The sequence below is a fragment of the Planosporangium flavigriseum genome (genome assembly GCF_011947225.1).
GTDB lineage: Bacteria > Actinomycetota > Actinomycetes > Mycobacteriales > Micromonosporaceae > Planosporangium > Planosporangium flavigriseum.
This window is the reverse complement of sequence record NZ_JAATVW010000001.1, coordinates 600,182-611,440: the sequence shown is the minus strand read 5'-3', so window position 1 is coordinate 611,440 and position 11,259 is coordinate 600,182. Positions and strand designations below refer to the sequence as shown.

Annotated in this window: 8 protein-coding genes; 3 read left to right on the top strand and 5 right to left on the bottom strand. The window is 72.0% G+C overall.

Translation table 11 applies throughout. From position 1 onward, the window contains the following. Both HC028_RS02670 and HC028_RS02665 read right to left on the bottom strand, forming a co-directional pair. The coding region (locus tag HC028_RS02670) for an MFS transporter (RefSeq protein ID WP_168072132.1) at positions 1-526 on the bottom strand (526 nt) is incomplete at its 3' end. A gap of 101 nt (positions 527-627) precedes the next feature. After that, positions 628-2,151 carry a S8 family serine peptidase gene (locus HC028_RS02665; RefSeq protein WP_168072130.1) on the bottom strand — a complete coding sequence of 508 codons (1,524 nt, stop codon included), beginning with the start codon at positions 2,149-2,151 and terminating at the stop codon, positions 628-630. 202 nt (positions 2,152-2,353) lie between these two features. Here HC028_RS02665 and HC028_RS02660 point away from each other — a divergent pair, with 202 nt between their 5' ends. The 3 genes from HC028_RS02660 (at position 2,354) to HC028_RS28320 (ending at position 7,325) form a co-directional block, all read left to right on the top strand. Then, entirely contained in the window at positions 2,354-5,638 is a 3,285-nt protein-coding gene (locus tag HC028_RS02660; protein WP_168072128.1) for a diguanylate cyclase, read from the top strand. 148 nt (positions 5,639-5,786) lie between these two features. Next, complete coding sequence (locus HC028_RS02655; protein WP_168072126.1) at positions 5,787-6,290, top strand: hemerythrin domain-containing protein; 504 nt, start codon at positions 5,787-5,789, stop codon at positions 6,288-6,290. A 27-nt stretch (positions 6,291-6,317) separates the two neighbouring features. Continuing rightward, entirely contained in the window at positions 6,318-7,325 is a 1,008-nt protein-coding gene (locus HC028_RS28320) for a CPBP family intramembrane glutamic endopeptidase (protein WP_168072124.1), read from the top strand. Here the strand turns inward: HC028_RS28320 and HC028_RS02645 are convergent. From HC028_RS02645 to HC028_RS02635, 3 genes are all read right to left on the bottom strand, one after another. Beyond that, positions 7,220-8,125 (bottom strand): ribonuclease Z, encoded by a 906-nt coding sequence (locus tag HC028_RS02645; RefSeq protein ID WP_168072122.1) that lies wholly within the window; start codon positions 8,123-8,125, stop codon positions 7,220-7,222. The two genes, HC028_RS28320 and HC028_RS02645, sit on opposite strands and share 106 nt — an antisense overlap. Further along, positions 8,112-8,402 carry a hypothetical protein gene (locus tag HC028_RS02640; RefSeq protein ID WP_168072120.1) on the bottom strand — a complete coding sequence of 97 codons (291 nt, stop codon included), beginning with the start codon at positions 8,400-8,402 and terminating at the stop codon, positions 8,112-8,114. The genes HC028_RS02645 and HC028_RS02640 overlap by 14 nt, the downstream gene beginning before the upstream one ends. A 220-nt stretch (positions 8,403-8,622) precedes the next feature. Next, entirely contained in the window at positions 8,623-11,070 is a 2,448-nt protein-coding gene (locus tag HC028_RS02635) for a SpoIIE family protein phosphatase (RefSeq protein WP_168072118.1), read from the bottom strand. Positions 11,071-11,259: the final 189 nt, after the last annotated feature.

The window sequence follows — 11,259 nt, the reverse complement described above, 5'->3', positions numbered from 1 at the left end:
CTGAAGGCCGGAGCACTACGGACGATCCAGGTAGCAGGGCGGTGCGCACGCCGACCTGGTCGACCAACGGCCGGACCAGCTCGGCACCGATCGCCGCCCCGCCGATGCCGCCGCCCAGGGTGCTCAGCCGGCGCCCACGCCGACCCGGTGGGTCGGAGCGGGTCAGGGCGGCGGCGCCTACGGCGAACGCGGCCGCGCCGATGCCGAGAGCGGCGCCTACCAGTACGAGAGCAGGGGCCGTGTGAACCATCGCGAGGGTCGCCACCGATGCGGCGGAGACGATGCTGACCAGTGGAAACGTCAGTCGGGCACCGTATCGGTCGGTGAGCGCGCCCACCGGTACGCAGGCGAGGGCGCCGACCACGAGCGGCGCCGCGAGCGCCACCTCACGCGCCGACCCGATGTCGTACTGTCGCTGCAGGTACGGCTCGATCGCGCCGACGAGCGTCCAGGCCGCCACGTTAACCGCGAAACCCGAGGTGGCCAGCGCGGTAATCGGTGCCTTCCGTGCCGCGCTGATCGTCATCCGATCAGCCTACGAAGAGACGAACGTCAACGCGACTCGTGATGATTCATGCCTGACCGTACTTCCCCGCTGCTGGTGGTGGGCCTGGCGCCGGTGAGCTCCTAGCGCCAGGACGTAGCCGACCAGCGGTCGCCGGCCCAGTGCCAGCCGGACCAGCCCGATCCCGACCAGTGCCAGCCGTTCCAGGTGTGCTCGTCGTCGTTGTTGTCGTCCCAGTTGGAACCGCCCCACGAACGGCCCGGCCAGGTGGCCGACGCCCAGGTCTGGGACGTCCACGAGGTGCCCGTCCAGCCGTCGCCGGCCATCCGGCGGCCCATCCACTGCCCGCCCTTCCAAGCGGTGCCCGCGGCGCTGCGGGAACTCCAGTCCGCCGCGATGAACATGCCGAACAGGTCCTTCTCGCCGACCAGCGGCATGCCCCGGTCCGCGACGTGGCTGCTGCCCCGACCCGCCTCGATCGAGCCGACGCCCATCGCGCGCAGGTACGTCTGGGTCACCGCCGGGGTCCGCTGGTTCAGCGCCGCCGCGAGGTTGAGCGCGCCCAGCCTCATCGTGGCGGCCTTGCCCTTGGTCAGGGGCGTGGCAGACGACTTGAGCACCGCCTTGACCTGGTCGGGAGTGAGGTTCGGCCGGTCCTGCAGCAGCAGCGCCACCGCCCCGGACACAACCGCGGCCGACTGCGACGAGCCGGTGCCCTTGAAGAGCCGATCGCCCACCCGGGCGACTGGGAAAGCCTTGTCGATGTAGGAGCCCGGGTCGCGAAGCGAGACGATCGACTCGCCGGGGGCGAGCAGGTCGATGTTGCGGGTGGCGGAGACCGAGCTGAACAGCGACAGCTCGTCGTCGGCGTAGCTCTGAGTACCCTTCGTCGAAGCCGACCCGACCGACAGCACGTACGGGTCGTAGGCCGGGTTGCGCAGCGTGCTGCTCACGATGCCGCCGTTGCCGCCTGACACGACCACCACGATCCCGTTGCGCCACGCGTTCTCGACCGCGAATGACAGCGGGTCCACGAGGGCGGGCTGGGTGCTGTCGGAGCCGTACGCGAGGTTGAGCACCCGGATCGGGTTCGCCGGGTTGTCGTTGCGGTGCTGCACGACCCAGTCCACCGCGGCGATGACCTGTGAGACGTCGACCGCTCCGGTGGCCGAACCGACCTTGACCGACGTCAGCTTCGCCTTCGGTGCCAGCCCGCGGAATCCAGTGGCCGGGTCGTCGCCGACGATGATCCCGGCCAGGTGGGTGCCGTGGCCGTAGGTGTCGAGGTACCGGACGGCCGCCCCCTGCGACTCGAACGACAGGTCGGGCCCGTTGACCACCTGGGCCGCCGGCAGCCCCGGTACTCCGACGACGCCGGTGTCGATCAGCGCGACGCCGACCCCGGCGCCGGTGAGTCGCTCCGGCGCGCCGATCATCGTCGCGATGTCGGTGACCTTGGTGGCGGTGGCCGTGCTGGACCAGGCCGACGCCTGCCATGTTACGTTCTGTAGTCGTTCAGATGCCGCGAGTGACGACATGGCCGGACCTGCCGCGGCCGCAACCGGCAGTGCGGCGGGTGCGGCCACGCCAGCGAGCGCGCTGAATAAGGCCAGGTAACGCGCGGCTTTCAGGCCATCTCGGGACACCGGGTCTCCTTCCGTGGGGCCCAGTACCCAGGGGTACCGGCCGGTAAGTCAACGATCCGGCCTCGACTACTGAATGTCACTGGAAAGCAATCGAAATCCACCGAACCGCGACCCCAAAAGCCGCGCTGGTGTACGCCGACCGGCCGACACGAACGCGGGGACAAACCCTTAGATGTGCCCGCGGGCTGCCGACGACAAGGTGATGACGCCAGCGGGGAAGGAGCACGCCCAGCCCGTCACCGACGCGGTGACCGGGGCGTACCCGCGCGCGCTCCTCTCGGCCCGGCTCGACGAGGAGCTGGCCCGGGCGGTGCGCAACGACGGCCCCTGCGCGGTCTTCCTGTTCGACGTCGACTTCTTCAAGACCGTCAACGACGCGTACGGGCACCTGCGCGGGGACGCGGTCCTCCGTGAGCTCGCCGACCGGGTCAAGAAGGTCGTACGCGCCGGTGACGCCCTCTTCCGCTTCGGCGGCGACGAGTTCGTCCTGCTGCTGCCGGACACCGGCCGCGCCGAAGCGGTCGCACTGGCGCAGCGCCTCACCGAAGAGATCCGCGCCCACGAGTTCGCCGGACGGCCGCCGCTGCGCGTGTCGGTCAGCCTCGGAGTGGCGACCTACCCCGAGGACGCCGACGACACCGTCTCCCTGATCTCCTGCGCCGACCGGCGCAACTACCTCGCCAAGCAGCGCGGTCGGGGCCGCGCGGTCGCCGACGACGCAGACACCGGCGTGCGTACGGTCTCCTCCCGACTATGGGAGCGCGAGGCCCCGATAGCCGACGCCCAGGAGTTCCTGACCCGGCTGCTGACCGAGCGGCGCGGCGCGCTCCGGGTCACCGGCGAGCCCGGCGCCGGCTACACCCGTTTCCTCGCCGAGGTCGCCACGGTCGCCCGCCTGCGCGGGTTCACCGTCATCGCGGCCCCCGCGGACGGCGAGCCCGAGATGCCCGACGGCGCTCCGGTGCTCGTCGTGAGCGATGTGGACACCGGCCGGCACGCCATCGACCTCGTCGACCGGCTACTGCCCTCAACCGGGTCCTTGGGGCTCGTGTACGCGACCACCGTAGTCGAACCGAACGTCGTCGGCCTGCCGCTGCTGGCCAGTACCGAACTGGCGCCGTGGTCACCGGCCGCGCTGCGGGTCTGGCTGCGCAACACGCTGCGGGGCGAGCCCAGCCGCACCCTCGTGAACTGGCTGGCCGGCCACAGCGCCAGCCTGCCGGCCCGGGTGGTCGGCGAACTGGAGCGGCTGCGCAGCCGCGGCGGCCTGATCGCCACGGCCAATGGCGGGTGGACCGTCTCCCCGTCGATGCTCGGCCGTCCGCGACGAGCTGGGCGGCTGCCCGTACCGATGACCCGGCTGGTCGGCCGGGAGCGGGACCGGATACGCGTCGCCGAGCTGCTCTCCGGTGGCAGGCTGGTCACCCTCGTCGGCCCCGGCGGTATCGGCAAGACCCGGCTCGCGCTGGCGGTGGCGGGCGAGCTGGCGGAGTCCTATGCGGACGGCGTGGTGTTCGTACCCCTCGCCGAGACCACTAGCGCCGATCTGGTCGTCGCCGCCCTCGCCCGGGCGCTGGAGGTCCCCGAGGTGTCGGGCGAGCCGCTGCTCGACGGCGTCTCCGAGCACCTGGCCGAGGCGGAGCTGCTGCTCCTGCTCGACAACTTCGAGCAGGTCCTGGACGCGTCCGGAGTGGTCAGTGAGCTGCTGGCGACGGCGCCCGGCGTCAGCGCGCTGGTCACCAGCCGGGAGCGGCTGTCGCTGTACGGCGAGCAGATCTACCCGGTACCCCCGCTGCCCCTGCCGGACCAGGACTACGCCGGCACGGTCGAGCAGGCGCTTCTTGAGTGGCCGGCGGTCGCCCTGTTCGATCAGCGGGCCCGCGCCGTCACCGGCGACTTCACGCTCACGCGGGAGACGCTGCCGGTCGTCGTGGCGCTGTGCCGGCGCCTCGACGGGCTGCCCCTCGCGATCGAGCTGGCGGCCGCCCGTAGCGACCGGCTCGGCCCCGAAGAGCTGTTGATCGACCTCGCCCACCACCTCGACGCGCTCGGTGACGGACCGCGCGACCTGCCGGAGCGCCAGCAGACTTTGCGCGGTGCCATCGACTGGAGTTTCGCCCTGCTCGACGCGGCCGGCCAGCGCCTGTTCACCCAGCTCGCGGTGTTCGCCGGCGGGGCGACCGCAGACGCGGCGTTGGCGGTCGTCGACGCTGCCGAGGAACAGCTTGCTGCGCTCGCCGAGAAGAGCCTGCTCGTCGCCGAATCCGAGCCCGGAGGCGGCACCCGCTACCGGATGCTGGAGACGATCCGCGTGTACGCGGTCGCCAAGCTGTCCGCCGACCCGGCCGTCGACGCCGTCCGGGCCCGGCACGCCACTCACTACGCGGAGCTCGCCGAGCGGTCGGCCGTCGCCCTCACCGGGCCTTCGCAGGCCGACTGGGCTGGTCTGCTGGACCGCGAGTACCCGAATCTGCGGGCCGCGTTCAGCACCGGGGACCGCGACATCGCCGCCCGGCTGTGCCTGGGTCTGTGGCGGTACTGGCGTACCGGCACCCGAATCGGCGAGGGGCGCGACTGGCTCGACCGGGTACTCGACGGCGCCGACGAGCTGACCGATGCCGTCGCCGCCCAACTGCTGTACGCCGCGGTGGTGCTCGCGGTCGGACAGGGCGACCACGAACGGGCGTACCGGCTGGGTACGGAAGGCCTGCGCCGCGCCGACGCCGCCGCCGAACCGTCGATCATCGCTCAGGCGCGCAACGCGCTCGGCCTGGCCGCCATCACCGCTGGCCGGTACGCCCTCGCAACGGACCACCTGCGGGAGAGCCTGGCCATCTGGCGTGAGCTGGACCAGCCCGCCGGTATGGCCATCGCGCTCGGCAACCTGACCACGGCCACGCTTCGGCTCGGTGACATCGACGCGGCGAGCGACTACGCCCGGCAGTGCCTCGAGATCGAACGGGCCGCCGGCAACACGCGGGGGATAGCGCTCTGCCTCGAACGGCTCGGCGAGATCCTGCTGGCCAAGGGGGACGTGCCGGGCGCGCGTACGGCCATGGACGAGAGCCTGCAGCTCAGCCGCGCCCTCGGTGACCTCTTCGGCGAGGCCATGGTGCTGCACCAGCTCGGGAATGTCGCCAGGGTAGAGGGTGACGCCGACGAGGCGCTGCGGCTGTTCGCCGGCGCGCTGGCCCGCCGCCACGAGATCGGCGACTGGGAGGACCTCGCCGCGTCCCTCGACAGCGTCGCCGGGGTGATGGCCGACCGTGATCCCCGGCTCGCGGCTCAGCTTCTCGGCGCCGCCGACGGCATACGCGAACGGCACCACCTGCCCGCGCCGGCGGACGGTGCCCGGGAGTCGGCCCGCGATGCGGTACGGGCAGAGCTGAGCGACGCGGCGTTCACGTCGGCGTGGGCGGACGGTCGAGCGGCGCCGATCGCCCTGATCATCGACCAGGCGCTGGACCTCGTCCCGTCCGCCGCGTGATCCCCCGCCTCGACCACTCCCCGACCACCCCTTGGTGGTCGCGGCGGGTGGTGCGTGCTCGCGGGGGCCGGGGGCGCGTTGCGCGGGGTCGGCGGCCGGCCGATGGCGGCGATGAATAGAAACCGGCCGTCAGTGGTAGGTACCGACCATGGATGACATCACTGCGCTCATTCTCGATGACCACCATGCGTTCCGTCGCGGTTTCGCCCGGCTCGACGACGCCAAGGACGACCGGGAGTTGGCGGCGATCTGGAACCAGCTGGGGACGCACCTGGAGATCCACGCCGAGGCGGAGGAGGAGATCCTCTACCCGCATCTGTTGAAGCGCGGCGAGCCCGGCGAGGCCGAAGAGGAGACCGAGGACGCGATCCGCGACCACAACAAGATCCGCGACGCGATCGTCGAGTCCCGGCGACACCGGGTCGGCAGCGACGAGTGGTGGAAGGCGGTGTGGGCGGCCCGCACCGAGAACAGCGAGCACCTCGCCGAGGAGGAGGACGAGGCGCTGCCCGACTTCCGTAAGCACGCCAGCGTCGAACTGCGCGCGGAGCTGGCCCGCAAGTGGCTCGTCTTCTACGGCGAGCACCCCTGCGCGATGGGCCTCAAGATCCAGGACAAGGACCCGCAGAAGTACATCGAAGAGCACGAATAGGCGCCGGCCGGGGTACCGTTGCTGGCCGTGATCCCCCCGCCCGTGCCGGGCACCCCGTACCACCTTCTCGCTGTCGACTCGTCGCGGCCGTGGTGGCGCTCCCTGGCCATCACCGTCGCCGGCGGGTTTCTGGCTGTCGTCGCCGGGCTCGTCGTCGTCTGCGCCGTGGTGGTGACCGGGATCGCTACCGGCCGCCCCGCCGGTCGCTTCCAGTTGCCGACCTTCGGCGACCTCGGCGACAGCGCCTGGCAGTTGCTCGTGGTCGGCGCGGTCATCCCCGCCCTGGCCGTGGCGGCGCGCGCCGGGCAGCGACGCCCCGCCGGTACGCTCGCGTCCGTCTGCGGCCGATTACGCCTGCCCTGGTTAGCTGTCTGCCTGCTCGTCGCGATCGCGGCCCAGCTCTGCTACGTCGGTGCCGAGACGATGATGGAACGCGACGCCACCGAGCTCGGGCGGGTGGGCTGGCCCGGCTTCCTCGTCGCCGTGCCGGTGCTGCTGGCCCTGGTGCCGCTGCAGGTCGCGGGGGAGGAGTACCTCTTCCGCGGCTGGCTGCTCCAGGGCTTGAGCGGGCTCGGCCGGGGGCCGTGGATCGCCCTGGTCGGGTCGGCCCTGCTGTTCGCCGGAGTCCACGGCCTGGGTACGGTCTGGGGCTTCCTCGATCTTGTCGCGTTCGCGCTGATCACCGGCTGGTTGGCCGTACGCACCGGCGGTCTGGAAGCCGCGATCGCCATCCATCTCGCCACCAACCTGGTCGCGATGATCTGGCAGGCGGCGACCGGAAACCTCGCGAGCACCGAGACCGCCGCCGACGGGTCGTGGCGGATGACGCTGGTCGATGTGGCGACGGTGGCGCTGTACGCGGCCGTGATCAGCCGCCTGGCCGACCGTCGCGGCGTCGCGGCGGTCGTCCCGGAGCCCGCAGCCCGGGGCTACCGGCGCGGCGGTACGGGTATCCGGGCCAGGTCCGACGCGACGATGACGTCGCCGGCGAACTCCTCGGCCGCCTCCTCGGCGAACCGGTCCGGGTCGGTGTAGCGCTGCGAGAAGTGCGTGAGCACCAGACGGCGTACGCCTGACTCGGCCGCCACCCGCGCGGCCTGCTTCGCGGTGAGGTGACCGTAGTCCGCGGCGAGCGCCGCGTCGGAGTGCAGGAACGTCGACTCGATGACGAGCAGGTCCACCTCTTCGGCGAGCGCGTAGACGGCGTCGCAGAGCCGGGTGTCCATGACGAACGCGAACCGCTGCCCGCGGCGTACCTCGCTGACATCGGCAAGATCGACGCCGTCCAGCCGGCCGCTGCGTTGCAGTTCGCCGACCCGGGGTCCGCTGATGCCGGCCGCCGCCAGCCGGTCCGGCAACAGCCGGCGACCGTCCGGCTCCACCAGGCGGTACCCGTACGCCTCGACCGGATGATCCAGGCGGCGGGCCTCCAGGTGTCCGACCGGGCCGAGCGGTAGGAGCGCCTCCGCGCCCGTCACAGGCTCCTCGCGCAGGTCGGCAGTCTCGTGGAAGATGCTGGCGCGGCGCAGGCGGGTGAAGTAGTCGCGTCCGGAGGCCGGATAGTGGGCGTGGACGGGGCGCGGCACCCGGTCCAGGGAGAGCCGCTGCACCACGCCCGGAACCCCCAGGCAGTGGTCGCCGTGGAAGTGGGTCAGGCAGATCCGGGTGATCGAACTGGTGGAGACGCCGGCGAAGAGCATCTGCCGCTGCGTACCCTCGCCGGGGTCGAACAGCAGCCCTTCGGTGTCCCAGCGCAGCAGGTACCCGTTGTGGTTGCGGGTCCGGGTCGGTACCTGGCTGCCGGTGCCGAGGACGATCAGCTCACGGATGGACATCCGACGACCGTACGCGCCGACCGGCAGGTCGGTCAGTCTTCGGTACCTGCGGCATCTGCGCGATCGACTGGGCGATCAGGTGCACCTCGCGGGGATTGGGACTGACGCCCAGCCCGCGCAGGCGCTCTGCCAGAATCCGCGCCACGTCCTCTTCCTTGGCGCCGGCGTGGCTGGTCGCCAACTGTGCGACCACGTACTGCAGGCGCGCTGCGACCTGTGCCTCGTACGGTGAGAGCGAGATGCGGTCCATAGAGACCGCCGGAACTTTCTTGTTCATGCTCCGAAGGTAATTACCTTCGGAGACGCCACAAGAAAAGGCAACGATTCGCAACCAACCGGCTGCCAATCCGCACCCCGGCTGTCGGCGTTTCAGCCACTGACGAGCCGGCTGATCGTGGTGATGATGTCGCCCGTAGAACGTGCCGTCGAGATTGCGGAACAGCTCGACACTCTCGTCCGGGCCGCCGGCCCAGGCCGCTGATCCTGGTGCTGGCCCGTTAGTTGGTCACCCGTACCAGCATCGCTCCCATGTCGGCGTCCCGGCCCATCTGCAGCGATTCGACCACGTGTGACACGACCGCCTCGACGTCGTCGCTCCCCACGTGCGCACCCGCGCCGAGCAGGACGTCGAGAGCGCTGACGAGGTCGGTGCCGCGCGTACCGACGAGACTGTCCGTGTACAGCAGCAAGCGGTCACCCGAAGCCAGTTCGAGCGCGGTGTCGGAGTACGTCACCTGTGCCACTACGCCCACCGGTAGCCCGAGCGGGCCCGGCAGCAGCTCGGCCCGGCCGTCCCCGCGGTAGCGCACGGGGGCCGCCTGCCCGGCCGAGGCCCAGCGCAGCTGATGGTCCTGCGCCTCGTAGCGGGCGACGACCAGGGTCGCCGTCCGCTCCGGCTCCAGGACGCACAGCATGGTGTTGACCGCGGAGAGGATCTCGCCCGGCGACATGTCCAGCGCGGCGTAGGCGCGGACGGCGTACCGCAGCCGGGCCGCCGTGGTCATGGCCGCGAGGCCGCTGCCGGCCACGTCACCCACCACGAGCAGGCTGGCGCCGCCGGGCAGCGCGCACGCGTCGTACCAGTCGCCGTCGACGCGTCCGGGGTCGGCGGAGTTGCGGCACCGGCCGGTGACCCACAGCCCCTCGGTGGCGCCCAGTTCGGGTTCGCTGGGCAGCAGCGTCCGCTGCAGGGCCTGCGCCGCCTCCAGCTCGGCGTCCACCCGGCGACGCTGCGTGGTCAGCGCCACCTCGGCCCGGCGGAGCCGGCTCTCCATGACGCGCTGGTTTGTGACGTCCTGGACGGTGCCCCGGATCGCGGTGACGATGCCCGCCCCGTCGAGCTCCGGCTGGGCGACGATGTGCAGCCGGTGTCCGGCGAGCCGGCCGGCGCCCCGGACCTCCCAGCTCAGCTGCTCGCCGCCGACCAGCGTGCGCTTCACGGCGTCCTGGAGGGCCGGCAGGTCGTCGGAGTGTACGCAGCCGGCCAGCTCGCCGACCCGGACCGGGTGCCGCTGCCCGTCGCCGAAGTACATCCGGTACAGCTGCGGCGAGCAGTGCGGTTCGGCGCGCTCCAGCTCCCAGCGGAACGAGCCGATCCGGGCGATCCGTTCGGCGTCGAGCAGCTGTGAGTGGATCAGCTCGGACTCGTCGTGTACCCGCCAGACCATCACCGCCCGGTCCCAGACCCGGCTCGCGTCCGCGGTCATGACCTGGCTGATCGCCGGGTCGGCGCCGGCCGTCGGGCTCAACCGGGCCGGACCCAGCCGCCGTGGGCCACCCGAGTGCAGCACCCCCACCAAGCCGGGCAGGAGCAGCTCACTGCCGACCCGGGGATACGCCGTGAGTAGTGTGGCGTCCTGCCCGGCGCGGGCCGGAGAGATCAGCTCGGCCGCGGCCGTGTTGGCGTGCTCGATCCGGAAGTCGACCACCTGCCCGTCCGCCCACACCGGCGCGAGCACCGCGGCCGGGTGGACGAGGGTCTCCAGCACGATCGGCAGCCAGGTCGCCGAGTCCTCGTCCGTGCCGGCGGGGGAGGCCGTCGCCCGGGCGGCCAGCTCAGCGGCCTTGCGAGCGACCGGCTCGGCCAGCGCGGACAGGTAGCGGTTGGTGTCGGCGTCGAGGTCGACCCGCCGCTCCCACGACAGGCCCAGGGTGCCGATCACGCGGTCACCGTCGAGCAGCGGCGCCGCGAAGACGGCCTGCGCGTCGAGGCCCTGATCCGCCAGGTCCGGGAACTGGTCCGCGATCTCCTGCGAGTCGGTGACCAGCAGCGCCGTGCGGTCCCGCGCGGCCCGCGTAATCGGGACAGCTACCTGCGGCGGCACCTGCTGCCAGGCCCGGCGCGCGTGGGCGCTCATCCCGTACGCGCCGGCGAGCCGGTGCGCCCCGGCCGGCTCGACCAGGGTGATCAGGACCGTGGCCGGCCCGGGCCAGCTCGCGGCGGCGGTACCGATCGCCTCGGCCGCCTCATCGAAGGATCCAGACGCGGCGATTCGCGAGCTGATGAGCTGATGCCGCGCCTGCAGCGCCTCGTGCGCGGGCGGTCGGTTCTTCCCCGGCGCGGACGCGCCGGGTCCGGGCCGCCGGATCTTCGAGGCCCCACCGGGTTGCCGGGCCGGCGCGGTGGTCACCGGCGCGGCCTGCGGGTCGGGAGCGGTGGCGCCGACGACCGATGCGGCGACCTCGACGAGTTTGATGTTCGCGCGCTGGGAGAGTTGGAGCAGGTGGTCGAAGGCTGCGTCGGGAGTGACACCGAGCCGCTCGACAAGGACTCCCTTGGCCTGCTCGATGACCGCCCGGTTGCGCATCGCTGTGCGTACACCCGCCAACTCGGTCCGCAGTTTCGTCACGAGCGCGGCGAGCGCCTCGTTAGGCTCCGGCGCGTGGGCCTCGTCCACCGGCCCCGGCGTGACCGCCGATCCTGGCTCGTCCGGCCGCTGCCGCATCTGTTCTCGCCCCCATGTTCTCGCTGCTCAGGTCTGCAATCTGGCGCTGTCACGCCGGACGGGGCGGCCCCGTCGGCGCACCCATCGTCCCTCATCCGTGCCGGAACGCTCCAGGGTCCCGGTGATCGGCGCCACCGGATCGATCAGCTGGATCCACAAGACTCGCTGCCCACGAAATTGATGTTTGCT

Coding starts and splice junctions, on each gene's coding strand:
- HC028_RS02660 (WP_168072128.1), top strand. CDS start 2,354: ATGACGCCAGCGGGGAAGGAGCACGCCCAGCCCGTCACCGACGCGGTG.
- HC028_RS02655 (WP_168072126.1), top strand. CDS start 5,787: ATGGATGACATCACTGCGCTCATTCTCGATGACCACCATGCGTTCCGT.
- HC028_RS02645 (WP_168072122.1), bottom strand. CDS start 8,125: ATGTCCATCCGTGAGCTGATCGTCCTCGGCACCGGCAGCCAGGTACCG.
- HC028_RS02640 (WP_168072120.1), bottom strand. CDS start 8,402: ATGAACAAGAAAGTTCCGGCGGTCTCTATGGACCGCATCTCGCTCTCA.
- HC028_RS02635 (WP_168072118.1), bottom strand. CDS start 11,070: ATGCGGCAGCGGCCGGACGAGCCAGGATCGGCGGTCACGCCGGGGCCG.